This window comes from Nonomuraea turcica, from assembly GCF_030718205.1.
Lineage (GTDB): Bacteria > Actinomycetota > Actinomycetes > Streptosporangiales > Streptosporangiaceae > Nonomuraea.
This window is the reverse complement of the sequence record NZ_JAUZQF010000013.1, coordinates 286,910-312,764: the sequence shown is the minus strand read 5'-3', so window position 1 is coordinate 312,764 and position 25,855 is coordinate 286,910. Positions and strand designations below refer to the sequence as shown.

Below are 25,855 nucleotides of genomic sequence, written 5' to 3'. Positions count from 1 at the left end.
CCACTCCCGCGGCAGGCTTGTCAGAGGCCGGTGAAAGACTGGGCCGCATGCACATCGTGTCACTCGCCGGCGGCATCGGCGGCGCCCGTTTCCTGCGCGGTCTACGCGCGACCGAGCCAGAGGCCACGGTCACCGTCATCGGCAACACGGGTGACGACATCACCCTGTTCGGCCTGCGGGTCTGCCCCGACCTCGACACCGTGATGTACACCCTGGGCAACGGCATCGACGAGGAGCAGGGCTGGGGCCGGGCCAAGGAGTCCCACGTGGTCAAGGAGGAGCTGGCCGCGTACGGCATGGAGCCCCAATGGTTCGGGCTCGGCGACCGCGACTTCGCCACCCACATCGTCCGCTCCCAGATGCTGGCGGCCGGCTACCCGCTCTCGCAGATCACCGAAGCTTTGTGCGCGCGCTGGCAGCCGGGCGTGCGGCTGCTGCCGATGAGCGACGAACGCTGCGAGACACACGTGGTGATCGAGGACGAGCACGGCAAGCGCGCCGTGCACTTCCAGGAGTGGTGGGTGCGCCTGCGCGCCTCCGTCCCCGCCCACTCGTTCGCGCTGGTGGGGGTGGACACGGCCAAGCCGGCGCCCGGCGTGCTCGAGGCCATCGAGCAGGCCGACGTAGTCATCCTGCCGCCGTCCAACCCCGTCGTCAGCATCGGCACGATTCTCCAGGTCCCGGGCATCCGCGACGCGCTGACCGCCAAGACCGTAGTCGGCGTGTCGCCGATCATCGGCAGCGCGCCGGTGCGGGGCATGGCCGACGCCTGTCTGACGGCCATCGGGGTCGACACGAGCGCTCAGGCTGTCCTGGAGCTCTACGGCTCGGATCTGATCGACGGCTGGCTGGTGGCCGAGGAGGACGAGGGCGTCGCGCTCGACGGCGTGCGGGTCGTCGCCCGCCCGCTCCTCATGCACGACGCCGATGCCACGTCCGCCATCGCACGCGCGGCGCTCGACCTGGCCCTGGAGCTCGCCCGATGACCATCGCGCCACGTCCGGATCGCGCGGGCGCCCCGCTCCAGCGCATCGAAGTGATCGCCGTGGCGGGCATCGACGAGGTGCGGCCGGGGGACGACATCGCGGCCCTGCTCGCGGACGCGGGTCTCCAGGACGGCGACATCCTGGTCGTCACCTCCAAGATCGTGAGCAAGGCCGAGGGCCGGATCCGCCGGGCGCCGGACCGCGTCCAGGCCATCGAAGACGAGACCGAGCGCGTGGTCGCCAGGCGCGGTGACACCGTGATCTCCCAGACCCGCCACGGCTTCGTCATGGCCGCCGCCGGGGTGGACGCCTCCAACACCGAGCCGGGCACGGTGCTGCTCCTCCCCGAGGACCCCGACGCCTCGGCCAGGCGCGTCAGGGCGGGACTGGCCGCCAGGGTCGGCGTGATCGTCTCCGACACGTTCGGCCGGCCGTGGCGCAACGGGCTCACCGACGTGGCGATCGGGGTGGCGGGCATGCGGCCGCTGGACGACTTCCGCGGCACGTCCGACGGTTACGGCAACCAGCTCAGCGCCACCGTCACGGCGCTGGCCGACGAGATCGCGGGCGCGGCCGAGCTGGTCAAGGGCAAGCTCGATGGCGTGCCCGTGGCGATCGTCCGCGGGCTGTCCCACCTGGTCACCGACGACGACGGGCCCGGGGTGCGGCCGCTGGTGCGGGCCGCCGACGACGACCTGTTCCGGTACGGGTCGCGGGACGTCGTGTTCGCGCGCCGTACGATCAGGGAGTTCTCCGACCGGCCCGTCGATCCCGAGGCGGTGCGCAGGGCGGTGGCGGCGGGCATCGCCGCGCCGGCGCCGCACCACACGACCCCGTGGCGGTTCGTGCTGGTCGAGTCGCCGGAGACGCGGACGAAGCTGCTCGACGCGATGCGTGAGGCGTGGATCGAGGACCTGCGCGGCGACGGGTTCAGCGAGCAGTCGATCGCCAAGCGGATCAGGCGGGGCGACGTGCTGCGTCACGCGCCCTACCTGGTGGTGCCGTGCCTGGTGATGGAGGGTTCGCACACCTACCGCGACGCGCGGCGCAACGCCTCCGAACGGGAGATGTTCGTGGTGGCGACCGGCGCCGGGGTGGAAAACTTCCTGATTCAGCTCGCCGTCGAAGGGCTCGGCTCGGCGTGGGTGTCGTCCACGATGTTCTGCCGCCCGATCGTCCGCGCGGTGCTCGACCTGCCGGAGTCGTGGGATCCGATGGGCTGCGTGGCCGTGGGCCACGCGGCGGCCCCACCCCGCGATCGGGCGCCCCGCGATCCTGCGGACTTCATCGTGACGCGCTGACAAGGGGTCAACAGACCATTTACCGTTAGGAAACTTTCCTTTACATTTGGAGCATCCCCCCATGTAAAGGAGCCGCTTCCATGCGAAGGATGCTCACGTTAGTCGCCGTGGTGGTGATCGCCCTCGCCACCACGCTCTTCAACACCACCCCGGCGTTCGCGCACGGGTACGTCAACTCGCCACCGAGCCGGCAGGCCAACTGCGCCCAGGGCAAGGTGCCCAACTGCGGCAACATCATCTACGAGCCGCAGAGCGTGGAAGGGCCGAAGGGCCTGCGGAGCTGCCACGCCAACCTGTCGCAGTTCGCCCAGCTGAGCGACGAGAGCAAGCCGTGGCCGGTGGCGTCGGTGGGCAGCACGGTGACCTTCACCTGGACGTTCACCGCCAGGCACGCCACCAGCACCTACGAGTACTACATCGGCAACACCAGGGTGGCTGTGTTCAGCGGCAACAACCAGCAGCCGCCGGCGACGGTCTCGCACACGGTCAACTTGTCCGGCTACTCCGGCCGCCAGAAGGTCCTGGCGATCTGGAACATCTCCGACACCGCCAACGCCTTCTACTCCTGCATCGACCTGCAGATCGGTGGCGGCGGCAACCCCAGCCCGACGCCCACCCCGACCGTCACCCCCACGCCCACCCCGACCCCGACGCCGACGACCACCGCCCCCTCGGGCACGTGGCGGGCCGGGGTCGCCCACGCGGTCGGCACCACGGTGACGTACAACGGCGTGAGCTACCGCTGCATCCAGGCGCACACGTCACTCGCCGGCTGGGAACCGCCGAACGTCCCGGCCCTCTGGCAACGACTCTGACCGACTGACGAGCAAGGGGCGCCGCTGGGGCGCCCCTTGCGCGTCTGCGCCGCCGAACCCTCAGGCGGTCGGCTTGCACGTGGGATGGCAGAGGCGGCGGGCCAGGGCGGCGAGGAAGACGTCGATGATCTCCTCCGGCTCCTGCGCCACATGCAGCGACCCGTTGGTGGCCGCCGCGATCTGCCCCAGACTCCCCCGATCCACGTCCGCCCCGAAGGCGATGATGACGATCTGCACGGGCCGATCGGGCTTCCAGTCGCGCCGCAGCACCTCGAGAAGCTGCGGCAAGCGGGTGCCCTTGCCGTCGTCCCTGCCCGCCGTGATCACCAGGAGCGTGTTGTTCATGTCCTCCCGGTACTCCCCGGCGACCTCCCGGAACCCGCTGAGAATCGAGTCGTACAGCGAGCTGTCCCGCCCCGGGTGGGCGGTGATCGTGGTGGTCATCTCGCCCAGGCGGCTCCGGCGGATCACCTGACCGCTCTCCGGCTCGTTGATCGGCCCGAGCCCGACGCGTTCCTGGTATCCCTTGATCCGCCCCAGCCCGTCCGCGAACTCCCACAACCCCATGTGCGTGGAATCAGGGAAGAGCTGCAGCCCGATCTTGGCCGCGTCCAGCGCCACCCTGACCCGGGTGCTGCCCTTCAGCGGCTCGGCCATGTGCTTGGAGGTGTCGGCCAGCACGAGGATGTTGGTCGGCGGGGCCAGCCTGCTCCAGGCCCGCAGCGCCTCGTCGATGTCCTGCGGCGACACCGACGACCTGGTCTTCGGGGCGGCCGCCGGGATCTGCGGCCCCGGCGAGATCGGCCCCTGGCTGCCGTCGCCCGACCTGAACCCCGCCCGCCGCACGATCTCCTGCGCCCGCGCCCCCTTCAGCCATGCGGCGAACGCGGCGGACGCCTCGGCCACCGTGGGGTCGGTGGCGGTGACGACGTACGGGTAGTCGAGGCTGATCGTGCCCTCCCGCGGGTGCAGTGCGACGACCGGGTCGGCGGAGGGGCGCAGGTTGTGGTTCCACACCGACTGCTCCGGGACGATGACCACCGGGCGCTGCCAGAACGAGCGATCGTCGACCGCATCCAGCATGCTGCGGTAGTCGGGCGCGGAGCCGGCCTGCGCCCAGCGGACGAAAGCGGTGAGCGCCTTGTCGGCCTCCGGCCCGGTGCCGACGACGTCCCTGGCGGCGGCCACGGTCGCGATGCCTGCCCCGGCCAGCGACGGGTCCGGCACGCGTACGACGTCGGGCTCGTCCGAGGTGGGCGTCAGCCGCCCGCGTACGGTCGAGGGGAAGACCATCCGCCAGTTCATCTCGGTCTTGCCCACGGAGAATCGTTGCGCCAGCGACGAGCGGGTGGCGAACACCAGCGGCGAGGTCGCCACCACGCTCTCCCCCGCCGGCAACGCGCTCGCGCCCTGCTGGCGGGCCAGCCTGATCCAGGCCGAGGAGTCGGCGATCCAGCCGTCGGGCCGCTCGCTCAGCACACCCGCCCGGTCGCCGATCAGCGTGCGCAGAACGGTGGCCGGCGGCTGCTCGGTCACCTGGACCAGCACGCACCGCCGGCCCGCCGACGTCTTCGTCTCGTTGAACCGCCCGGCGGCCTCCATGACGGCGGGGGCCACGTCGACCGCGGCGGCCACGCTGACCAGAACAGGCTCTCGTGTGGAGCACAGCGTGCCGACGCCGCCGAACACCACGACGACGGCCGCGGCGGCCACGGCCACGGCCGCGAGCCCCGCCAGCATGCCGCGCTGCAGCGCCTTCCTGCGTCGCTGCTCAGGGGGCAGCGCGGCGCGGTGTCGACCCAACCGCACGGTGAACCTCTCTCCAGGGGAGTGACGATTCTCCCAGCGACTCCCACAGTGGGTGCAAGCCGTTATTAGAACATGTTACAACTGGGCGATCGGCAACACCCTCCTGACGCTCTGGCAGACCCCGTCGCTCGCGGCGGACGCCTGCAGGCGTTCGGGGGCCGGGACGCCGTAGTCGGTGGTGCGCTGCCTGACCGGCCTGCCGCTGACCTCGACCATCGCGCGCAGCTCGCTGATGGTCTTGTACGAGCCGTTCTCCGAGCCGGCCATCCTGCTGATCGTCTCCTCCATCAGCGTGCCGCCGAGGTCGTTCACGCCGCCTTGGAGCACCTGGCGGCACAGGTCGTCGCGGAGCTTCACCCAGGAGCACTGGATGTTGTCGATCGCGCCGTGGAGCAGGATCCTGGCCAGCGCGTGCACCGCCCGGTTCTCCTGGTGCGTGGGGCCGGGCCGGGCGACGCCGGCCAGGTAGATGGGGGCGCTGGTGTGCACGAACGGCAGCAGCACGAACTCCGAGAACCCGCCGGTCTCCTCCTGCAGGCGCCTGATCAGCTTGATGTGCCTGACCCAGTGCAGGTGGGTGTCGACGTGGCCGTACATCATGGTGGACGTCGTCGGGATGCCGACCTTGTGCGCGGTCGTGATGACGTCGATCCACTCGTTCGTCGGGAGCTTGCCCTTGGTCAGCACCCAGCGCACGTCGTCGTCGAGGATCTCCGCCGCCGTCCCGGGCAGCGAGTCGACACCCGCCTCCTTCGCCGCCTCCAGCCAGTCCCGGACGGACATGTTCGTCCGGCTCGCCCCGTTGATCACCTCCATCGGCGAGAACGCGTGCACGTGCATGTCCGGGGTCCGCGCCTTCACGGCCCTGGCGATGTCGAAGTACGCGCTGCCGGGCAGGTCGGGGTGGATGCCGCCCTGCATGCACACCTCGGTCGCCCCGGCCTCCCACGCTTCCTGCGCCCGGTCGGCCACCTGGTCGAGGCTCAGCGTGTACGCGTCGGCGTCGGTGCGGCGCTGCGCGAAGGCGCAGAAGCGACAGCCGGTGTAGCAGACGTTGGTGAAGTTGATGTTCCTGTTGACGACGTAGGTCACGTCGTCGCCCACGGCCTGCTTCCTGAGGGCGTCGGCAAGGGCGGCCAGCTCGTCCAGCGCCTCCCCTTCCGCGCTGAGCAGCGCGACGGCCTCGTCGTCGGTCAGTCCCGCCGGATCCGCCTCCGCCCGCCGGAGCGCCCGCCACACCTCCCCCGCCACGCCACCCGCCGACACAGGGGCCGCCGGGCCGAGGCGATCCTTCAGGGCGTCCCAGTCGCCGTAGACGTGGTCGAAGTCGTCCCGCCGGTCCTGGGCGCGCCCGGACGTGTCCACCTCGACGTGCAGATCCACGCGCCCCGACGCGGCGAAGCCGCCGTCGGGCTCCTGCCAGGGGCGGCCCTCCAGCACGGCGTCCTCCCGCGCCAGCCCGGTGGCCGGATCCGCCAGGGCGGCGACGTGGGCGGTCAGGCGCGGGTCCAGCCACGGCTCCCCGGCCAGCACGTACTCCGGATAGATCGTCAGCCGTTCCCGCAGCCGGAACCCCGCCTCCCCCGTACGGGCGGCCAGCTCGTCGATCTGCGGCCAGGGCCGTTCGGGGTTCACGTGGTCGGGGGTCAGCGGCGACACCCCGCCCCAGTCGTCGATCCCGGCCCGGATCATGAGCTCGTACTCCGAGTCCACCAGGTTCGGCGGCGCCTGGAGCCGGACGCGGGGGCCGAGGACCAGGCGGGCCACGGCGATGGTGGCGGCGAGCTCCTGCAGGTCGGCGTCGGGCAGCCCGCGCATGGCGGTGTCCGGCTTGGCGCGGAAGTTCTGGACGATGACCTCCTGGATCCCGCCGTACTCGCGGGCCACCCGCCGGATCGCGAAGATCGACTCGGCCCGGTCCTGGACGGTCTCCCCGATCCCGATCAGGATCCCGGTCGTGAACGGCACGTTGGTCCGCCCGGCGTCCTCCAGGACGCGCATCCGTACCGCCGGGTCCTTGTCGGGCGAGCCGTAGTGCGGCTGCCCCTTCTCCTCGAACAGCCGCCGCGACGTCGTCTCCAGCATCATCCCCATGGACGGCGCGACGGGCTTGAGACGCTGCAGGTCACGCCAGCTCAGCACGCCGGGGTTGAGGTGCGGCAGCAGCCCGGTCTCCTCCAGCACCCTGATCGCCATCGCCCGCACGTACGACAGCGTGTCGTCGTAGCCGTGCGCGTCCAGCCACTCGCGGGCCTGATGCCAGCGGTCCTCGGGCCGGTCCCCCAGCGTGAACAACGCCTCCTTGCACCCCATCGCCGCCCCCTGCCGGGCGATCTCCAGCACCTCGTCCGGGCTCAGGAACGGCGACTCGAGCTTGTGCGGCGCGGTCGCGAACGTGCAGTATCCGCACCGGTCCCGGCACAACCTGGTCAGCGGGATGAACACTTTCCTGCTGTAGGTGATGATCCCGGCCCGGCCGGCCGCCTCCAAGCCGGCATCACGCACGCGGGAGGCGTGTTCCAGGAGTGAGTCGAGGTGGGGCCCACGGGCGTGCAGCAGTACGGTCGCCTCGGCGACATCGAGGCTCTTGCCGTCGCGGGCGCGGGCGAGAGCACGGCGGAGCGCGGAATCACTGACCAGATCCATAAAGGCACAGTACGACGGGCTGGGTTCGCGACCCGCACCTAGGGGCCGGTCAGAAGGACCTGTAGTCCCGGACGGACATCCGCGGCCCGCGTGCGGGCGGGCGCAGTCCCGAGAGCGTGATGAGCAGCGTCGCACGGTGCCGATGCCCCTCGTACGGCTCCAGCAGCCGCAACATCCCGGGATCGTCGGTCTTCTCCCCCGTCAGGGCGTATCCCACGATCTTGGCCAAGTGGAAGTCGCCCACGCTCACGGCGTCGGGGTCTCCCATGGCGCGCTGACGCACCTCGGCGGACGTCCACACCCCGATCCCCGGCAGGGCCCGCAGCAGCCGGTCGAGCTCCTGCGTGGTCGTGGCGGCCTCCAGCTTGTCGGCGTGCCAGGCGGCGTTGGCGATGGTCCTGGCGCGGACGGCCTCGGCACCCGATCGGTGCCAGTGCCAGATCGGGATCTGCCGCCATACGGCCGCCTCGGGGATCACCCGCATGCCCTGGGGAGCCGGGCCGGGAGCGGGCTCTCCGTAGCGGCTGAGCAGCCACCGCCACGCCCGCCACGCCTCCCGCCCGACGACCTTCTGCTCCAGCACGGCGGGCACGAGGGCCTCCATGACGCGGCCGGACCGCCCGATCCGCAGCCCCGGATGTCTCCGGGCAACGTCCGCCAGAAGCTCGTGTTTGACGACAAATCCGGAAACGTCGTCGTCGGCCCCCACCAACGCCGGCAGCGTCTCCAGCACCCACTCCGCCCCCGGGCCCCACGCCTGTCCGTGCACGCATCCGCCCTTGAGGCTCACCCTGAGCGTGCACGGCCCGTCGGGCGTCCTGGAGGTGCGCCACACGGCCCCGTCGGGGGTCTGCCGCCAGGTGGGATCGCCGTTGCCGTGCCTGTGCGGCGACAACGCCAGCCCCACGTCCAGCGGCCCCTCGGGCGCCCACCTGCGCTCCATCACCGATCCAGTCTGCCCCACCCGCTCAGACGTTCGGACCAGGTATGCGATCCTCAGACGTCGCTGGAATAACGCATCGCGCGCTCGGGCAGCTCGATTCCCGGCCAGATGCGCACGCCGTGCCGCAGCTCGTTGCCGGCCCCCACGATGGCCCCGTCGCCGATCACCGCGTCCCGCATCACCGTGCCCGCGCACACCCGCGCGCCCTTGCCGACCACGGAGTCCGTCACGGACGCGCCTGCTTCGACGACGCAGTCGTCGATCAGCACCGAGCCGACCACCGACGCCCCGGCCTCGACGACCGCCCGCGCCCCGACCGCCGTGCCACCCCGGACCTTGGCCTCCGGCGAGATCCGGGCCCCGGCGAGCGCCAGGTATTCGCCCGTCGGCCCCGGCAGCGCGGGCGAGTGCAGCCGCCCCAGCACCAGGTCGCGCGAGCCCTGCACGAACGCGGCGGGAGTGCCGACGTCGAGCCAGTAGGTGCGGTCGGCGTAGCCGAGCACGAGCTGCCCCGACTCGATCAACCCCGGGAACGTCTCCCGCTCCACCGACACGATCTGATCCTTCGGGATCGAGTCGATCACCGACCGGGTGAAGACGTAGCAACCGGCATTGATCCGGTTGGTCACCGGATTGGGAGTCTTCTCCAGGAACGCCGTGACCCGCCCGCTCTCGTCGGTCGGCACGCACCCGAATCGCGTGGGATCGTCCACTTCAGTCAAATGGAGCGTGACAGCGGCCCGCTGTGCGAGGTGCATACGCACTTGGTGCTCGATGTCGTGTCCGGACAGGATGTCCCCGTTCAGAATGAGCACGGGGTCGTCCGGGCCGGAGGTGAGCGCCTCGGCCGCGTTGCGGATCGCCCCGCCGGTGCCGAGCGGGGTCTCCTCCGTGATGTATTCAAGCGAGAGCCCGAATGCCTCCCCGTCACCGAAGACCGGCTCGAACATGGACGCCTTGTAAGAAGTCGCGAACACGATCCGGCGTACGCCGAACAATCGTGCCCGGGCCAGCTGGTGGGCCAGGAAAGGCACTCCGGCAGTGGGCAGCAGTGGCTTCGGCGTGCCCAGTGTCAGCGGACGCAGGCGCGTGCCCTGCCCCCCGACCAGGAGGATCGCCTCGAGGTCTGGCAAAGAGCTCTCCATCACTCCGTGAGATTATCGGACTATTCGATGGCGCGTTGATAAGAGCTGAGATGCGCCTCGGCCGAGGCGTCCCACGTGAATTCACGTGCTCTGGCCAGCCCCGCCTCCTGCAGCTGCTTTCTCCGTTCTGCGGAGGCGAGCAACTCCCCGAGTGCCGCGGCGATGCTGTCCGCGTCCGGCTCAGTGTAGGCCACCGCGTCCCCGCCCACCTCGGGCAGCGAGGTGCGGTGTGTCGTCAGCACGGGCGCGCCGCAGGCCATGGCCTCGAGCACGGGCAGCCCGAACCCCTCGCCGCGCGACGGGAAGGCCACCACGAGCGCCCCGCCGAGGAACCCGGACAGGTCGGGCGCCCGCAGGTAGCCGGGTCGCACGACCTTGACCGTGGCCTCGACCTCCTGGCAGGCGGCGTCGACGTCGTCCTCGTGCACGCCGCCGCCGAGCACCAGCGCGGGCGGCTTCTCCAGCCGCTTGACCGCGGTCGCGAACCCGCGGATGAGGTTCGGAACGTTCTTACGCGGATCCAGATTGCCGAGGAACGCCACATACGGCTGGCCGTGCAGCCCGCACCGCATCGCGGCCCGGCGGATCTCGTCCTCGCTCGGCGGGTGGAACTGCGCCAGGTCGACACCGTGGTAGGCGACGTCGATGCGGGTCGGGTCGGCGGCCAGCACGCGGACGAGCTCGTCGCGCGTCGCCTTGGACGGCACGATCACCCGTTGCGCGTGGCGTACGGCGGTGCGAGTGGCCGAGCGGAAGAACGACGCCCGCGGGCTGTGCTGGTCGGGCTCGGTGAACCAGGTGGCGTCGTGCACCGTCACGACGGTCGGCAGGCCCGAGCTGAGCGGGATGGAGTAGTAGGGGGCGTGGATGACGTCGGCCCCGGCCTGGCGGGCGAGCAACGGCAGTCCGGTCTGCTCCCAGGCGAGCCTGGCGCCCCTGTTGGTGATCGCGACGGGTCCGGAGAGCACATCGGCGGAGGGCGCCAGGCGCCGATATCGCTCCGCTTCGGCCCGCTGGCATACGACGGCGAGGTCGGCGCCGGCCCGGTGGAGGGCCGCCACGAGCCCATCCACATATCTGATCAACGCACCGCGGTCCGCGGGGACGGCCGCCGCATCGACGAGCACACGAGGCATACGTAGATCTTCTCCCCTCAAGATCAACGTGGGACTGGACATCCCCCTCTAAAGTTCAGCTTATGACCAGCCTCCCCTAAAAGGTGCGTCAAATCACACCGAGTCCCGTCGCGCCGCAATTCCCGCCAGGCCCGCGCAGATCAGGTCCCCCAGGACGATGACAATCCGGGAGGAAAGGGCGACCGCAATGGCGGAGCCGCGGTCGAGGTAAGGGGCCATCACCGCGACCATGGCGACCTCCCGCACGCCCGCGCCCGCCGGGACCACGAAGGTCATGATGCCCAGGCACCACGACAACGCGAACGCACCGACGGCGAACAGCAGGCCGCCTTGCGGGGCGATCAAGTAAAGGTGCACACCGTAGGCAGTCCAGCCGGCCAGCGCCCAGCCGAGCGCGGTGAGCATGCCGCGCCGGGTGAGCGGGCGCTCGAGCGGCTCCCGCTTGAGCCGCCGCAGCCCGAAGGCGATCAAGGCGTTGATGACCTTGGGCTCGAGCAGGACCAGCAGCAGCGGGATGAGCAGCAGCAGCCAGCCGTATCGGTCCCAGCCGAGCGTGCCGAGCGTGACCAGCAGGCCGGTGGCGAGCTGGATGGGCATCATCAGGAAGAACGCCGCCGCGCTGCGTGAGCGCGGCACTCCGAGGTCGCGGCCCATCTCCATCTGGGCGAGCACGGGCCAGACGGCGCCGGGGATGTATTTGCCGAGCTGGCCCACGAAGAACACCTTGGCCGCGGGTCTGAGCGGCAGCGGCGAGCCGAGGTCGGCCAGCAGGGTGCGCCAGGTCAGCATGGCCCCGAGCAGCGCGACGACCACGGCGGCCAGCGACCCGGCCAGCGCGGCCCAGGACAGCCGGGCGAACCCGGCGACCACGGCGTCCCACTGCGACACCACGGCCCACCCGCCGAACCCGAGCGCGACGAGCAGGAACCCGAACCGAACGAGCTTCTTCGCCAGCGACCGGCCGGGGCGAGACGGCTTCACTGCGCCCTCGTCGGCGGAACCGCCGACAAGAGCCGCCTCACGGGGATGCTCGCTCACAGCGGGCGCACCCGCTCGGGCGCCTGCGGCAGCGCCGCGCCCACGGGACGCTTCGGGGTCTTGGTGGCCACCCACAGGTATGTCGGCACGACCGGCAGCAGCAACCTGAGCACCGCGCGCGGCATCCTGGCCAGTGCGGCCTTCACCACTTTCCCCGGCAGGCCGGGGAACAGCTCGCCGCCGGCGAACCGGGTCGGCGTGGCGAGCACGGGGAAGGTGTAGTCCCACACGTGGAAGGCCCTGAGCATCTTCCGCAGCCCGCGCCGCGTCCTGAACCGCTCGTAGTAGTGATCGGCCCGCCCGAACGCCCGCACGTACCGATCGGCGAGCGCCGGAGGCAGGTAGGACAGGAAGGGCAGCTTGTAGTGCGGCTCCATCACCCCGAGCCGGTTGCCCAGCCCCAGGTAGAGCACGCCGTCGTCGGAGAGCACCCGGTGCATCTCGGCCACCACCGCGTCCGGGTCGACGACGTGCTCGTAAATGTGGTTGAACACCAGCACGTCGATCGACCTGTCGGGGAACGGCAGCGCCGTGCCGTCACCGCACACGAACGCCACCCGCTCGCCGAACCGGTCGGCCGCCTTGCGCAGCCCCGGCACGTCGATGTCGATGCCCAGCGTGTGCCCGGCCCCGGCCTGCGCCAGCTCGTCGGCGATGAAGCCGGCCGAGCATCCCACATCGCCCACGGTCAGCCCGCCGAGCGGCCCGCGGAAGTGCTCCAGCACAGCGATGATCTTCGCTGCCTTCCGTCGCCGTTTCTCCTCGTCGAGCATGGCGGACTGGAACTGCGAGTATTCGAGCTGCGCGAGCCGTTGCTTCCCCACGGAGCCCCACAGTACCCATCTCGCCGCCAACCCGCTTTGGTACGGTGGCCGACCTGGCATGAGAAGGACGTACGGGGGCGAAGTGGCGCTGTTCGACAAGATCCGCGGCGAATTCATCGACATCGTCGAATGGCTGGACGACAGCAGGGACACCCTGGTCTGGCGTTTCCCCCGCTACGAGAACGAGATCAAGATGGGCGCCCGGCTCGTGGTCCGCGAGTCGCAGGTCGCGGTCTTCGTCAACGAGGGCGAGATCGCCGACGCGTTCGCGCCGGGCACGTACACGCTGGAGACCCGGAACCTGCCGATCCTGTCCACGTTGAAGGGCTGGAAGTACGGCTTCCAGTCGCCGTTCAAGGCCGAGGTGTACTTCGTCAGCACCCGCCAGTTCGCCGACTTCAAGTGGGGCACGCAGAACCCGGTCATGGTGCGGGACGCCGAGTTCGGGCCGGTGCGGCTGCGGGCGTTCGGCGCGTACTCGGCCCGGGTCACGGACGCGCGTGCGCTCCTGCGGGAGCTGGCGGGAACCGATCAGCAGTTCCGCACCGAAGAGGTGGAGGGCTACCTGCGCCAGATGGTCGTGGGCCGGCTCGCCCACGCGCTCGGCACGGCCGGCGTGCCGGTGCTCGACCTCGCCGCCAATCAGCACGAGATGGGGCGGCGGCTGGCGGAGGTCCTGACGGCCGACCTGGCCGGGGTGGGGATCGCGATCCCGACCTTCACGATCGAGAACATCTCGCTGCCGGAAGAGGTGGAGCGGGCGCTCGACAAGCGCTCGCAGATGGGCATCGTCGGTGACCTCGGTGACTACGCGCGCTTCCAGGCCGCGAACGCGCTGGAGAACGCCGGCGGCGCCGCCGAGGGCATGGGCCTGGGCATGGGCATTGCCGCCGGCCAGCACATGGCCGCCTCCCTCACCCCGCAACCCCAGCCGGGCCAGCCACCCACCGCCCAGTACTCCCAGCCCGGCCAGCCACCCAGCGGCCAGCATCCCCAGGGACCCCCGCCACTCCCCCAGTGGTACCTCGGCATCGGCGGGGAGCGGCGCGGGCCGTTCGACGAGGCCGCACTGCCCGCCGCCGGGCTGACCCCGGACGTGCTGGTCTGGAAGGCCGGGATGCCGCAATGGGCGCCCGCCCGTGACGTTCCCGAGCTGGCCGCCCTGCTGCGTGACACGCCGCCACCGTTGCCGCCTGCCTGAACACGCCCGAGAGGACCCCCGTGACCACCACCACTCCGGCGCACCCGTGCGCGGGCTGCGGCGCGAGCGTGGCCTTCGCCCCCGGCACGACGACCCTCCAGTGCCCGTACTGCGGCCTGCGGCAGGGCATCGCCCCACCCACCCGCGACGTACGCGAGCACTCCTACGACGCCTTCCTGGCCAAGCCCCGCGTCCACACCCTCTCATCCCGCCAGTTCACCTGCCCGGGCTGCGCCGCCCGCACGGAGAGCGACGCGATCTCCAAGGCGTGCCAGTTCTGCGGCACCGCCCTGGTCGCGGACATGGCGAACGACACCCAGATCGCTCCCGAGGCCGTGCTCCCGTTCGGGCTGGACCGGGGAGGCGCCAGGAACGCCCTGCGCGGCTGGGTAAAGACCCGCTGGTTCGCCCCGAACCGCCTCAAGAAGGTCAGCGAGGCGGAGACCATGAAAAGCACGTACCTGCCGCACTGGACGTTCGACGCGCACACGGTCTCGGACTACGTCGGCCAGCGCGGCGAGCACTATTGGGTCACCAAGCGCCACAACGGCACGACCCGCCGCGAGAGGCGCACCCGCTGGTACCCGGCCGGCGGCAGGGTGGCGCGTGCCTTCGACGACGTCGTGGTCGCCGCCACGACGCAGGCGCCCGGGGAGCGGCTGGACCAGCTCCAGCCCTGGCCGCTGCAGCAGGCGGTCCCGTTCGACCCGGGCTACGTGGCCGGGCACCACACCCTGCGCTACGACACCGAGCCGCAGACCGGCCTGGAGCAGGCCAAGACCGTCATGGCCGGGGTCATCCACGACGACTGCCGCCGCGACATCGGCGGCGACGTGCAGCGTGTCACCTCGGTCGACACGAGTTACTCGCACGTCGCGTTCAAGCTGGTGCTTCTGCCGGTGTGGATCGGGAATTACGTGTACGGCGGCAAGACCTATCAAGTGCTGATCAACGGCGTGAACGGCGAGGTCCAGGGCGACCGGCCGTATAGCGCGCTCAAGATCGCCCTGGCGGTGCTCGCCGCAGTGGCGCTCGTCGGGCTTGTCGTCTGGCTTTACCTGGCGAACCGCGCGTAGCCTGAGCCAATGCTCCGTCGGCTGCTGCGCATCGTCCTCGCCCTGATCGCGGTCGGATTCCTCGGGTACGGCCTGGCGCGCAACTGGGAGGAGACCACCGCCGCCGTGGCGGCGATGTCTCCGTGGGCGGTGCTCGGGGCCTTCCTCGCGGTGCTGGTCGGCCAGTTCTGCATGCTGGTGGCCTGGCGGGAGATCCTGGCGGGGCTGGGCACGCGGGTGCCGCTGCGGATCGCCGGGCGGATCATGTTCGTGGGCCAGCTGGGCAAATACATCCCGGGCGCGGTGTGGGCGTACGCGGCGATGATGGACCTGGGCCGGGACCATGGCAGCCCGCCGCGGCGCACGTTCGCGACGATCTCGCTCGGCCTGGTGATCAACATCGGGGTGGCGATCTCGATCGCGGCGGCCACCCTGTGGACGCTGGACGCGGTGCGGCAGGCCTGGTACCTGGCGCTGCTCGTGCCGATGATCGCCGTGTGCCTGCACCCCAAGGTGCTCACCTGGGGCCTCAACCTGGCGCTGCGCATCGCCCGCAAGGAGCCGCTGGAGAGCGTCCTGCCCGGCCGGACCGTGGTCGTCGCGGTGGCGTGGACCGCGCTCGGCTGGTTCGTCTACGGCGTGCACATCTGGCTGCTCGGCGGCCGGCCGGACCTCTACATCATCGCGACCGGCGCCTACGCGTTCGCCTGGGCGACCGGCATCCTCACCGTCGTGGTGCCGGCGGGCGTCGGGATCAGGGAGGGCGCGCTGGTGCTCGTGCTCGGGCCGGTCATCGGCACCGCGCCCGCGCTGGCCGTGGCGATCGTGTCGCGGCTGGCGTTCACGCTGGCGGACGCGACAGCCGCGGGCGTTTCCTTCCTGCTCGGCCGTCAGGCGCCCAGGAGCGTCCCCGCGTACGCGGCCCAGAACGGCTCGGGATCGACGGCCTTGACCCCCGACCGCAACCTCTCGGGCTCCCCTGAGGCGTAGAACCGCTCAAGAGTCTCCCGCAGCGCGCCGGCGTCGCCGGGCTCGACGAGCAGCCCGTCCACGCCGTCGGTGACGTGGTCGGCCAGCGCCCCCACCCGGGTGGCGATCACGGGGACGCCGTGCTCGTGGGCGAGCCAGACGTTCTGGCTCGCGGTCGCGCTCCGGTAGGGCAGCACGAGCGCGTCTGCCGCGGCGAACAACTTGGGCACGTCCTCGGCGGCCACGTAGCCGGGCCGGAGCTCCACCCGCTCCCCGAGGCCCAGCTCGTCGATCAGCGCCTTCGTCTCGTCGAGGCCGCCCCAGAACTCACCTGCCACAGTCAGCGAGACGCCCTCGGGCAACGCCCTGAGCAGCAGGTCCAGCCCCTTGTACGGGCGGACCATGCCGAAGAACAACAACCGGCGGTGCACCTGCGAGGACCGTTCGGCGGTGGTGGACGGCAGGTGCGGGGGCAGCGCCGCCACGCTGACCGGCTTGCCCGTCAGCCCTCGGGCCAGCCCGGCCTGCTGCTCGGAGTGGGCGAGCACGCCGTCGACCCGCTTGAGCAGGGCCTTCATCAGCGGCTCGTCGTAGGGCTTCGGCTCATGCGGCAGGACGTTATGGCAGAGGGCAATCGTCCTGACTTTTCGCGAAATCCCGTACAAGATCCCCAAGTACGCGGGGACCTGCACCGGGCTCAGCACGGCCAGCACCACCAGGTCGGCCGACCGCAGCCGCCGCCCGGCCGCCACCCACCCGTCCGGCCGCCGCCAGTCGAGCCTGCGCACGGTCTTCGGATAGGGCGTGCCCTCGGGGGTGGAGATCGTCTGCTGTCCCGGGTAGAGGAACGACGGATATTGCGCCCGCCACGACTCGATCACCACGTCGTGCCCGAGCGCCGACAGCCGGTGCGCCAGCTCCGTGGTGTGCTGCGCCCCGCCGCCCTTGTACGGATAGGTCGGCCCGACGATCGCGATCCGCACGAGCCTACTCTCCCCGCGAGCGCACGATCAGGTCGGCCAGCAACGCCACGGACCCGATCAGCATCCCGGACAGGAAGATCATGACGGTGTTGGCCGGGAAATAGAACGGGTGCTGGACCATGTCCCAGACACCCTTCACGAACCCGATGCCGACCAGCCACAAAGCGGGCGGCATCAGCACCTTGAGCGGATTGAAGTACATGATCATCCGCAGCACTTGCAGGATGTAGCGGTAGGCGTCGGACACGAAGCTGAACTTCGACGTGCCGGCCCGCTTGGCGTAGTCGATCGGCAGGTAGTAGATGTCGTGCTGGTTGGACAGGAACGACAGTGTGATCGTCGTCACGCACGAGAACCCGGGAGGCAGCAGCCGCAGATAGGGCTTGGCCACCGACTTGCGGAAGGCCCGCAGCCCCGAATTGAGGTCGGGGATCTTCTGACCGGCCAGCATCTCCGCGACCTTGCGGATCACGAACTTGGCGGGCACCCGCAGCAGTTTGTGCGAGCCCTCCTCGGTGGTGCGCGCGCCGACCACCTGGTCGATCGTCGGATCCTTCTCCAGGATCTGCACCAGCTCGGGGATGCGCTCGTTGGGGTAGGTCATGTCGGCGTCGGTCCAGACCACGATCTGGCCCTTGGCGTCCTGCGACCCGATGCGCCGCACGGTGCCGGAGCCGCCGTTGCGATGGAAGGCGCGCACGCGCAGATGCGGGTAGCTGGGCGCGGCCTCCTGCAATCTGGCCAGCGTCAGGTCGGTGGAACAGTCGTCGATGGCCAGGAGCTCATAGGTGTAGCCGCTCGAGTCCATGGCCCTCGTGATGCGCTCGACTTCGTCGATGACGTGATCCTGCTCGTTGTAGCAGGGCAGGACGATGGTGACGTAGGGCGCTTCTTCCACGGCGGGTCCACTCTTGGGGGTCTCAGGCGTGCTCACGGGGCTCGAGGTTACTCTGCCCACCTTAAGGCCAGGTCCACATCAGGCCGATCTCTTCACCGGGCCACGGCCATCCACACGTCTATCCCCAGCCCCCATGTGCCGTTCGGCGCGTCGACGAGCGAGCGCTCGTCCTGGCGGGTGACCAGGGCTATGACGTGCGTTGCGGGGCCGTACGGCGCGACCTGCCCGGGCGCGGCGGCCAGCACGACCGGGACGCGGCCGGCCGCGCGAACCCGCTCGATCAGGCGGCGCACCTCGGCCTCGGGCGCCGTCTCCGCCCCGGCCCGCTTCACCTCCGCCGCCGGGCGGTCGCACATCCCGCGGACGAGCTGGGTGAACCGGTCGCCGGTGACCCTCTCCACGACCAGCACGGACGCGTCGGGCGGGAGCTCGGCGCACATCGCCTCGACCGCCGCCGCCTCCCCCCGCTCGACCGGAGTGAACGCGGTACCGATCGAGGTCACGGCGGGCGGCACGAGCACGACCAGGACGGCCGCCGCCGTCACCCACCAGCGCCTGGTGCGCAGGCGGCTCAGCGCGTACGCGGCAAGCAGGATCAACCCCGGGATCACGATGGGGACCAGGCGGCGGGCCGCCCACGGGTGGTCGGGGGTGATCTCGGGGCGGAGCAGCGTGGTCACGGTGGTCCAGCCGATGACCGCGAGCGGCAGCAGCCAGTCGAAGGGCGTGCCGTCACGCAGCAGCCTGCGGACGAGCACGGCCGCCGCGATTGTGGCCAGCACTACCACGGGGAGGCCGACGTACCAGATCACCCAGTGCAGGGAGTTCTCGAAGTAGAGCAGCCGGCCGTCCGCGGGCATGCCATTGGCCCGCTGGATCGACTCGATCATCGCGAACGTGCGCCGGTCTTCCGGCGTGACCGGGTCGCGGGTGACAGTCTGCAGCCACGGGCGCACGTACAGGGCGGCCATGAGCAGCACCACCAGCCCGGCCCCCACCGCGGGCGCCCACCTGGGCAGCCGGATCCTGGACAGCATCGGCGCGGCGGCGGTGCCGGCCAGGGTGAGCAGGAGGACCCCGCCGCAGATGAACAGCAGCGGCCTGACCGAGCTGGACAGGTACGACAAGTAAGGCCGGGCCAGCAGGTACGCCGCCAGCATCCCGAGCCCGGCCCCGGCCACCAATCCGGCCGCCAGCGGCAGCCCCAGCGCCCCATACGGCCTGGCGGAGCCCGTGCTGCGCGAGCTCCGCCGCATCGCGATCAGCAACCCCGCGAACGCGAGTACCGGCAGCACGTCCCGCAGCCCGTCGACCCTGACCAGCACGGCCAGCCCGAACACCAGCCCCGCCAGCAGCCCCCGGCCCCAGCCGGGCCGCCCGAGCGCGTCGTGCGCCAGTGCCAGCCCGCCGAACAGCAGGATCAGCGACGGGATCTCGCTGAACGTCGTCCGCGAGGTGTAGAGGATCGGCATGCTCACCGCGAAGGTCAGTGCCGCGAGCACCGCCCATCGGGCCCCGGCCAGCCGCGCCACCACTCCGGCCACCGTGAGCACGGCCAGCCCGCCCAGCACGGCCGGCACCGCGAACGGCACGCCGAGCCAGTGGCCGAGCGCGAACATCATCGGCGCTCCCGGCATGAACTGCGGCGCCACCCCTCCGTCCACGCCGTAGAACCCGACGCCCTCGAAGAGCAGCCAAGGATCGGCCCCGCCGAACGCCTCCGGCTGGACGGATATGGGCAGCCCGCCGTGGCCGGCGATCCAGGCGGCGTACTGCGCGTAGGTGGCCGGGTCGCGCCTGACGATCAACTGCTCGCTGTGCATGACCCCGTTGAAGACGGCCGACGCCGCCGCGACCGCCACCACCCCGGCGACCTGCCAGACCGTGGCCTCGACCACCTTGCCGGCCTGCCGCGTCCCCGCCCAGCACAGCAGGGCGGCGGCGGGCACGCCGAGCAGCAGCATGGGCAGCGGCGCGAACCGGCCGAGCAGCAGCAGCGGCAGCCCGGCCATCAGCCAGCCCGCCATGGCGAGCGCGGGCGCCACCGAGAGCGCGGCAAGCACCCGGCCGGATCGATCGAGTTCCATCGGAGAGCGAGCGTACCCAGTGCACGTGTGCGCCATCACACGGCGGCCGCTCGTGGCGCGGGTGTCGTGTGACGGCCGGTAGCGTACGCGACGTGCCGGACAAGCAGGAGGATGGGCGGGTGACGTCGGTGGTTCGCGCGGCCGAGCCCGCGCTGAGCGGCCGGTGGGCCGGTGTGGCCCGGCGGCACCGGTGGTTCCTCGTGGTGCTCGCCCTCGGCACGCTGCTGCGCGCCCTGGCCATGCTGGGCTACCGCCCGGCCCTGTGGTTTCCCGACACCTACACCTACATCGTCACCGTCTTCAAGCCGCGCCCCGACCTGGTGCGCCCGGCCGGCTACTCGATGTTCATCAAGCTGCTGGAGCCGTTCCATTCCTTCGCCGCGGTGGCAGCGGTCCAGCATCTGCTCGGTCTGGCCACCGGCGTGCTCATCTACCGGGTTGCCAGAAAGGCTCCCCGGTGGGCGGCGACGCTGGCCACGGTGCCCGTGCTGCTCGACGCCTACCAGGTCGAGCTGGAACACCTGCTGGTGTCCGACACCTTGTTCATGTTCCTGGTGGTCTCCGCCGTGGCGCTGTGCACGACGCGCCGGACGAGCACGGTCGCCGCCATCGGGCTGCTGCTCGCCGCCGCCACGCTGACCAGGACCGTCGGCCAGCCGCTCATCGCGGTGTTCGCCGCCTGGTTCCTGCTGCGCAGGCGGGTGGGGCACACCGGGGTGCTGCCGCGCAGGCGGGTGGGGCAGGCCGGGGTGCTGCTGGCGGCCGCCCTGGTGCCGCTCGTCGCCTACGGCGCCTGGTTCTACGCCACCTACCAGCGGGTCGGCCTCATCGGCGCGAACGGAGCCTTCCTGTACGCCAGGACGATGTCGTTCGCCGACTGCGCCAAGATGGACCCACCGCCGGACCTGAAGGTCCTGTGCGACCCGCGCCCGCCCGAGCAGCGTCCACCGTCCCAGGAGTACATCTGGGCCAAGGACGCGCCTCTGGTGCGGCTGCCGGGCATCACGTTCACGAAGGAGACCGACGACCTGGCGGCCAGGTTCGCGACCCTGGCGATCGTCAAGCAGCCGCTCGACTACGCCGCCTCCGTGCTGACCGAGCTCGGCCGCACGTTCCGGTGGGACCGCCCGGTCTATCCGGACCAGGAGATCTACGCTTATTACCAGTTTCCCGTGACGCCACCGGGACCACCTGGGCGCTATCCCGCGCAGGTCGGCGCCGAGTATGCCAAGCTCTATGAGCAAGGTGCGATCGGCACGGAGATCGTCGAGCCCTATGCCGGATGGCTGAGGGCCTACCAGAGCATGGTGCGGCTGCCCGGCCCGCTGCTCCTGGGGGTCCTCCTGGTGCCTCCCATAGCGGCCATCGCCGAGCTCCGGCGCAGGCGAAAGGCAGGGCGCCTCGCGGGAGCTCCGTCCTGGCCGGTGCCGTGGTCGGTGGCCATTGTGTTGCTGATCACACCGGCCGCCGCGGCGGAGTTCGACTATCGCTACGTGTTGCCGGCCGTACCTCTGGCCTGTCTTGCCGCGGCCCTGTGCATCAGGCCTGACCTGCGAAATCAGTCAGGAAGCCAGAAAGAGTTCAGCGAATGATATTCCACCTCATGTCCGGCTCTGAGTATGCTTGCCCGCGGAAACATCACGCCCGGGTCACGGCCGTTTCCGGCGGTCGTCACACCGGACACGCCGAACCTGACCTAGTCTCGTGGCGCGGAACGACCAAGCCGGCGCGCGAGCGCGAGGAACGAGGCTAGGGGGCGTATGAGTGAGTACAGAAGCGTGCCGGTAGCCGACCCGGCACAGGACCGCAGGGGCGCCCCCACCCAGCCCGGCAGCAGGATGGCGCGCAGGGCCGCGGCGGCCGCCACGCCACCGCCGCCACCCGACGACCGGCCGTCGCGCAGCCACCGCGGTGGCGGGGGCGGCCAGGGCAAGATGCGGGTGCTGGCCTGGATCAGCATCGGCGTCACGTCGGTCATGGTCGCGGGCTCGCTGACCGCCTACACCGTTTACCGGGACGCCTTCGGCAACATCACCCAGAAGAGCGTCAAGGAAGACATCATCAACCCGCGTCCCCCGGACACGGGCGCGCTCAACGTGCTGCTCGTCGGCTCCGACACCCGGGCGGGCGAGGGCAACGCGAAATACGGCCAGCAGCTGGCCAGGACCGCTGACGCGGGCGGCAAGCGCACCGACACGATCATCCTGATGCACATCTCGCCCAACCGCGACAAGGCACGGCTGATCAGCTTCCCGCGCGACTCGATGGTGCAGATCCCCCGGTGCAAGAACGAGACCACCAAGCAGGAGATGGCGCCGCACCGCGACATGATCAACGCGGCGTACAACACCGGCGGCATCGCCTGCACGATGTCCACCATCGAGACCCTCACCGGCATCCGCATCAACCACTTCGTCGAGGTGGACTTCAGCGGCTTCAAGAACATCGTCGACGCGCTCGGTGGCATCGAGATCTGCCTCAAGTCCGGCGTCAACGACAAGGCGTCCAAGCTGGTCCTGCCGCCGGGCAAGAGCCTGCTCAACGGCGAGAAGGCGCTCGGTTACGTGCGCCTGCGCAAATACGGAGACGGCAGCGACATCCAGCGCATCAAGCGCCAGCAGATCTTCCTGAGCAAGGTCGTCGCCAAGGCCACCAGCAGCGATCTGATGACCGACGTGGGCAAGCTGCGGGACTTCATCGCCGCCGCGGCCGGGTCCGTCACCATGGACCCCGACCTGGCCAACGACACCGAGAGGCTCATCGAGATCGCGATGAGCGCCAAGCAGCTGACGGCCAAGGGCGTGCAGTTCACGACGGTCCCGTGGGTCCCCGACCCTGAGAACCCGGAGGCCCGCGTGGTGTGGAAGGAGCCCGACGCCACCAAGCTGTTCACCTCGGTCAAGACCGACACCGAGGTCGCCGTCCCGGCGCCGTCCGCCAGCGCCAGCGCCAAGCCCAAGGAAACCGTCAAGCCGCAGCAGGTGAAGGTCCAGGTGCTCAACGGCACCAAGACCGTCGGCAAGGCCAAGGAAGTCGCCGACCAGCTCGCCGAGCAGGGCTTCAACGTCGTGGGCGTGGGCAACTACGAGGCCGCGGACGGCCAGAGCGTGGCCAAGAGCGAGATCCACTACGCCAAGACGATCGACACGGCGCCCGACTACGCCGACACGCTCGCCGGCGCGGTCCTGCCCAAGCCGGCTCCGGCGGCGGGCAAGGTGCCGGCGACCAACGCACAGGCGTACGTCCCGGCGACCGCGGCCGCGGGGACCGCGCCCAAGAGCGGCCCGGTGATCCAGCTCGTCGTCGGCGAGGACTTCGAGTCCGTCAAGGTGACCGAGCTGCCCGACAGCGTGAAGCAGAGCACCATCACGGCCTCGCAGCAGACGAACGTTTGCACCTAAGACTCCAAGTTCCCTGTGTAAGCGGCCGTTCTGGGCGTCCTTGAGAGACAGGACCCGTGGAGCGGGATAGTCTGTTGCGGGTCGGCGACGCAGCGCGACACCGCATCGTAAGGTGGCATTCACGTCGTGTTGTCGTCGTGTTCCCCGGCCCCTAGCGAAGAGCGACGCTCGTGTCTGACACCAGATTCTCTCGACCGGCTACATCCCCGCCGAGCCCGGCGGGTCCGGAAGAGGGAGGTGGGCCCGCCAATACGGGCGCGCGGTGGCCGCTGCCGGAGGAGGCCTTCTGGAGCGAGCAGACCGACCCGCACGGCGTCCTGCCGGACGACCAGCCGGGCCCTCGCGCCGTCATCGCCGCGCCCTCCAGGACGGCCCCCACGCCCCCCACGGCTCCCGGGATGCCCGCCGGGCCGCCAGGCGCGGATGGGGAGCGCATCGGGCATGGAGAGCGCGTCGGGCGTGAAGAGCGCGAGACCACGACCGACGAGCGCTCCCGAGTGCATGGGGTCGCGACGGACGAGCGGCCGCTGACGCAGGCTGAGCCGACACCGGAGGCCGAGCCGGGCAAACGCAAGCGCGACCCGTTCCTCGACAACGTCAAGTTCGTCCTGATCGCGCTCGTGGTCGTCGGCCACTCGCTGGTGCCGACGCTGTCGGCCGACTCCTCCAGGGCCCTCTACATCTTCATCTACACCTTCCACATGCCGTTGTTCGTGCTGATCAGCGGCTACCTGTCCAGAAACTTCTGGAACTCCAACGCCAAGACCAACAAGCTGGTCGACACGTTCCTGGTCCCCTACGTCGTCGTCGAGGTCGGCTACGCCGCGCTCCGCTTCTCCCTGGGCCAGAAGTGGAGCCTGACGATCATCGACCCGGCGTGGCTCAACTGGTATCTGCTGGCGCTGCTGTTCTGGCGGTTGTCCACACCGGTGTGGAAGCGGATGAAATACCCCATCCCGGTGGCCATCGCGATCTACCTGTTCGCCGGGTTCTCGCAGATCTCCGGCGATTTCAGCATGGACCGCTTCTTCGGTCTCCTGCCGTTCTTCGTGATCGGCCTGGTGCTGCAGCCCGAGCACTTCGAGCTGCTCAACCGGCGGTGGATCAAGATCGTGTCCGGGTTCACGGTCATCGGCGCGGCCGCGGTGGCGATCTACATCGCGCCCCAGGCGCCGCTCGACCCGTTCTACTTCAAGCACAGCTTCCAGGACATGGACCTGTCCTGGTATATGGGACTGGGCCTGCGCACCGGGCTTCTGGTGTGCTCGCTGGCCATGTGCTTCGCCGTCCTGGCGCTGGTGCCCAGGGGTGAGACGTGGTTCTCCGATCTCGGCACCCGCACGCTCTACTGCTACCTCCTGCACGGCATCCCGGTGCTGATCGCCAAGGAGATGGGCTGGCTGGAGTTCCCGTGGCTACACGGGCCGCTCGGCGTGCTGGCGATCAGCTCCAGCTGCTTCGCCCTGGCGATCGTGTTGTGTCTGCCGGAGACCAGGACGGTCTTCAAGTGGGTGCTCGAGCCCCGCCTCGTCTGGCTCTATCGCCGTCCCTCTGGAAGTTAAGCGACCGTTCCACCCGCATTAACGCCTTTGACCTGGTAGGCGCGGAGCATCGACACATGCGCGCATGTGTCGCCACAACCGTCCATCACCCCGAGGACGCCCGGATCATGCATAGGCAGATCAGGGCTTTGCTCGACGCGGGCCACGAGGTGACCTATGTGGCGCCGTTCACCTACTACAACGTGACCCCGGCCATGGGGCTCACCGCGGTGGACGTGGCCCGCTCGGCCTCGTTCGGCAAGGCACGCGCGGCGCTCAGACGCGGCGTCAGAGGCGCGGACCTGCTGATCGTCCATGACCACCGGCTGCTGAGCGCACTGCCGTACCGGCGTCCTCCGGTCGTGTGGGACATGCGCGAAGACGTCACCCCCAGACAACTGGCCCGCGCCGAGCGGCGCCACCGAGTGATCACCTCCGCGGTGGTGCCCGAAGCGACCCTGGTGTCGCCCAGTCCTCCCCCTCCTGGCGACACCAGGGTCGTGCACATCGGCCGTCTGTCGGTCGAGCGCGGCGTCAACGAGCTGATCGGGCTGGCCGAGCGCCTGGTGCCGCACGGCATCCGGCTGGACCTCATGGGGTCCGCCGAGCGCGACGTGCGCCCGCTGCTGCGGGACGCGCAGCGGGTCGGCCTGCTCGACTGGTTCGGGTACGTGCCCAACCGGCACGCTCTGCGCATGGCCGAGGGCGCGCTGGCCGGCCTGTCACTGGCCGACGGCACGGTACGCGAGGTGCCGACGAAGATCATGGACTACATGGGCCGCGGGCTGCCGGTGATCACCACGCCGCAGGGGGCCACGCTGGTGGAGGGCGCCGGCTGCGGACTGGTCGTGCCGCTGGACGTGGACGCCGTGCTGAACGCCGTCCTGGACCTGAAGGAGGACGCGGTGCGGCGGGTCAGGCTGGGCGCCCAGGGCCACGCCGAGGCGCGTCTGCACCACCACTGGCCGGACCACGCGGCAGCCTTTGTGCGCCAGGCCGAGTCGTGGGCGGGCAAGCCCGCCACGCACGCTCTGGCGGTGTAGTCATGGTAAGCCGGGCCCGAGGTTGATGTACTGG

The 25,855-nt window shown here is 70.5% G+C and carries 20 protein-coding genes; 10 read left to right on the top strand and 10 right to left on the bottom strand.

Going from position 1 to position 25,855, the window contains the following annotated elements:
• The first annotated feature begins 47 nt into the window (after positions 1-47).
• The 3 genes from cofD to Q9G87_RS32435 all read left to right on the top strand — a co-directional run bounded on the left by cofD (position 48) and on the right by Q9G87_RS32435 (position 3,102).
• The gene (gene cofD, locus Q9G87_RS32445; RefSeq protein WP_305920333.1) at positions 48-986 is read left to right on the top strand and encodes a 2-phospho-L-lactate transferase; all 939 of its coding nucleotides are present in this window, start codon (positions 48-50) and stop codon (positions 984-986) included.
• Entirely contained in the window at positions 983-2,287 is a 1,305-nt protein-coding gene (locus tag Q9G87_RS32440; protein WP_305920332.1) for a coenzyme F420-0:L-glutamate ligase, read from the top strand. The genes cofD and Q9G87_RS32440 overlap by 4 nt, the downstream gene beginning before the upstream one ends.
• Before the next feature lie 80 nt (positions 2,288-2,367).
• Complete coding sequence (locus Q9G87_RS32435) at positions 2,368-3,102, top strand: lytic polysaccharide monooxygenase (RefSeq protein ID WP_305920331.1); 735 nt, start codon at positions 2,368-2,370, stop codon at positions 3,100-3,102.
• Positions 3,103-3,162: 60 nt separating this feature from the next.
• Here the strand turns inward: Q9G87_RS32435 and Q9G87_RS32430 are convergent, their stop codons facing one another.
• The 7 genes from Q9G87_RS32430 to Q9G87_RS32400 all read right to left on the bottom strand — a co-directional run bounded on the left by Q9G87_RS32430 (position 3,163) and on the right by Q9G87_RS32400 (position 12,643).
• Complete coding sequence (locus Q9G87_RS32430; protein WP_305920330.1) at positions 3,163-4,911, bottom strand: substrate-binding domain-containing protein; 1,749 nt, start codon at positions 4,909-4,911, stop codon at positions 3,163-3,165.
• 75 nt (positions 4,912-4,986) lie between these two features.
• A complete protein-coding gene (locus Q9G87_RS32425) occupies positions 4,987-7,557 on the bottom strand; it encodes a bifunctional FO biosynthesis protein CofGH (RefSeq protein WP_305920329.1) in 2,571 nt (856 codons plus the stop codon).
• 49 nt (positions 7,558-7,606) lie between these two features.
• Positions 7,607-8,500, bottom strand: coding sequence for a DNA-3-methyladenine glycosylase family protein (locus Q9G87_RS32420; RefSeq protein ID WP_305920350.1), 894 nt, complete (start codon positions 8,498-8,500; stop codon positions 7,607-7,609).
• Positions 8,501-8,553: 53 nt separating this feature from the next.
• Positions 8,554-9,633, bottom strand: a complete 1,080-nt coding sequence (locus tag Q9G87_RS32415; protein ID WP_452450597.1) for a sugar phosphate nucleotidyltransferase — start codon at positions 9,631-9,633, stop codon at positions 8,554-8,556.
• 32 nt (positions 9,634-9,665) lie between these two features.
• The gene (locus tag Q9G87_RS32410; RefSeq protein WP_305920327.1) at positions 9,666-10,781 is read right to left on the bottom strand and encodes a glycosyltransferase family 4 protein; all 1,116 of its coding nucleotides are present in this window, start codon (positions 10,779-10,781) and stop codon (positions 9,666-9,668) included.
• 93 nt (positions 10,782-10,874) lie between these two features.
• Entirely contained in the window at positions 10,875-11,819 is a 945-nt protein-coding gene (locus Q9G87_RS32405; protein ID WP_305920326.1) for a lysylphosphatidylglycerol synthase domain-containing protein, read from the bottom strand.
• Positions 11,816-12,643: a class I SAM-dependent methyltransferase gene (locus Q9G87_RS32400; protein WP_305920325.1), complete on the bottom strand. Its 828-nt coding sequence runs from the start codon at positions 12,641-12,643 to the stop codon at positions 11,816-11,818. Before Q9G87_RS32400 ends, Q9G87_RS32405 begins: the two co-directional genes overlap by 4 nt.
• 58 nt (positions 12,644-12,701) lie before the next feature.
• Between Q9G87_RS32400 and Q9G87_RS32395 the strand changes: the two genes are divergently transcribed.
• From Q9G87_RS32395 to Q9G87_RS32385, 3 genes are read left to right on the top strand one after another with little or no spacing between them, the layout of a single operon-like run.
• Complete coding sequence (locus Q9G87_RS32395) at positions 12,702-13,844, top strand: SPFH domain-containing protein (RefSeq protein WP_371825858.1); 1,143 nt, start codon at positions 12,702-12,704, stop codon at positions 13,842-13,844.
• 20 nt (positions 13,845-13,864) lie between these two features.
• Positions 13,865-14,920 carry a hypothetical protein gene (locus Q9G87_RS32390; protein ID WP_305920324.1) on the top strand — a complete coding sequence of 352 codons (1,056 nt, stop codon included), beginning with the start codon at positions 13,865-13,867 and terminating at the stop codon, positions 14,918-14,920.
• 9 nt (positions 14,921-14,929) lie between these two features.
• On the top strand, positions 14,930-15,889 hold the full coding sequence (locus Q9G87_RS32385; protein ID WP_305920323.1) for a lysylphosphatidylglycerol synthase transmembrane domain-containing protein: 960 nt from the start codon (positions 14,930-14,932) through the stop codon (positions 15,887-15,889).
• Here Q9G87_RS32385 and Q9G87_RS32380 read toward each other — a convergent pair.
• Genes Q9G87_RS32380 through Q9G87_RS32370 form a run of 3 tightly spaced genes read right to left on the bottom strand, consistent with a single transcriptional unit; the run spans position 15,790 to position 19,836 of the window.
• A complete protein-coding gene (locus tag Q9G87_RS32380; protein WP_305920322.1) occupies positions 15,790-16,851 on the bottom strand; it encodes a glycosyltransferase family 4 protein in 1,062 nt (353 codons plus the stop codon). The two genes, Q9G87_RS32385 and Q9G87_RS32380, sit on opposite strands and share 100 nt — an antisense overlap.
• Before the next feature lie 4 nt (positions 16,852-16,855).
• Positions 16,856-17,785, bottom strand: a complete 930-nt coding sequence (locus Q9G87_RS32375) for a glycosyltransferase family 2 protein (RefSeq protein WP_305920321.1) — start codon at positions 17,783-17,785, stop codon at positions 16,856-16,858.
• 56 nt (positions 17,786-17,841) lie between these two features.
• The gene (locus tag Q9G87_RS32370; protein WP_305920320.1) at positions 17,842-19,836 is read right to left on the bottom strand and encodes a glycosyltransferase family 39 protein; all 1,995 of its coding nucleotides are present in this window, start codon (positions 19,834-19,836) and stop codon (positions 17,842-17,844) included.
• Positions 19,837-19,928: 92 nt separating this feature from the next.
• On the opposite strand from Q9G87_RS32370, the gene Q9G87_RS32365 reads away from it, so the two are divergent.
• From Q9G87_RS32365 to Q9G87_RS32350, 4 genes are all read left to right on the top strand, one after another.
• A complete protein-coding gene (locus Q9G87_RS32365) occupies positions 19,929-21,428 on the top strand; it encodes a hypothetical protein (RefSeq protein WP_305920319.1) in 1,500 nt (499 codons plus the stop codon).
• A 168-nt stretch (positions 21,429-21,596) separates the two neighbouring features.
• Entirely contained in the window at positions 21,597-23,237 is a 1,641-nt protein-coding gene (locus tag Q9G87_RS32360) for an LCP family protein (protein WP_305920318.1), read from the top strand.
• A 170-nt stretch (positions 23,238-23,407) separates the two neighbouring features.
• Complete coding sequence (locus tag Q9G87_RS32355; RefSeq protein WP_305920317.1) at positions 23,408-24,799, top strand: acyltransferase family protein; 1,392 nt, start codon at positions 23,408-23,410, stop codon at positions 24,797-24,799.
• A gap of 107 nt (positions 24,800-24,906) precedes the next feature.
• Positions 24,907-25,821: a glycosyltransferase gene (locus Q9G87_RS32350; protein ID WP_305920316.1), complete on the top strand. Its 915-nt coding sequence runs from the start codon at positions 24,907-24,909 to the stop codon at positions 25,819-25,821.
• The last annotated feature ends 34 nt before the right edge of the window (positions 25,822-25,855 follow it).

Coding starts and splice junctions, on each gene's coding strand:
- cofD (WP_305920333.1), top strand. CDS start 48: ATGCACATCGTGTCACTCGCCGGCGGCATCGGCGGCGCCCGTTTCCTG.
- Q9G87_RS32440 (WP_305920332.1), top strand. CDS start 983: ATGACCATCGCGCCACGTCCGGATCGCGCGGGCGCCCCGCTCCAGCGC.
- Q9G87_RS32435 (WP_305920331.1), top strand. CDS start 2,368: ATGCGAAGGATGCTCACGTTAGTCGCCGTGGTGGTGATCGCCCTCGCC.
- Q9G87_RS32425 (WP_305920329.1), bottom strand. CDS start 7,557: ATGGATCTGGTCAGTGATTCCGCGCTCCGCCGTGCTCTCGCCCGCGCC.
- Q9G87_RS32420 (WP_305920350.1), bottom strand. CDS start 8,500: ATGGAGCGCAGGTGGGCGCCCGAGGGGCCGCTGGACGTGGGGCTGGCG.
- Q9G87_RS32410 (WP_305920327.1), bottom strand. CDS start 10,781: ATGCCTCGTGTGCTCGTCGATGCGGCGGCCGTCCCCGCGGACCGCGGT.
- Q9G87_RS32395 (WP_371825858.1), top strand. CDS start 12,702: ATGAGAAGGACGTACGGGGGCGAAGTGGCGCTGTTCGACAAGATCCGC.
- Q9G87_RS32385 (WP_305920323.1), top strand. CDS start 14,930: ATGCTCCGTCGGCTGCTGCGCATCGTCCTCGCCCTGATCGCGGTCGGA.
- Q9G87_RS32370 (WP_305920320.1), bottom strand. CDS start 19,836: ATGGAACTCGATCGATCCGGCCGGGTGCTTGCCGCGCTCTCGGTGGCG.
- Q9G87_RS32360 (WP_305920318.1), top strand. CDS start 21,597: ATGAGTGAGTACAGAAGCGTGCCGGTAGCCGACCCGGCACAGGACCGC.
- Q9G87_RS32350 (WP_305920316.1), top strand. CDS start 24,907: ATGCATAGGCAGATCAGGGCTTTGCTCGACGCGGGCCACGAGGTGACC.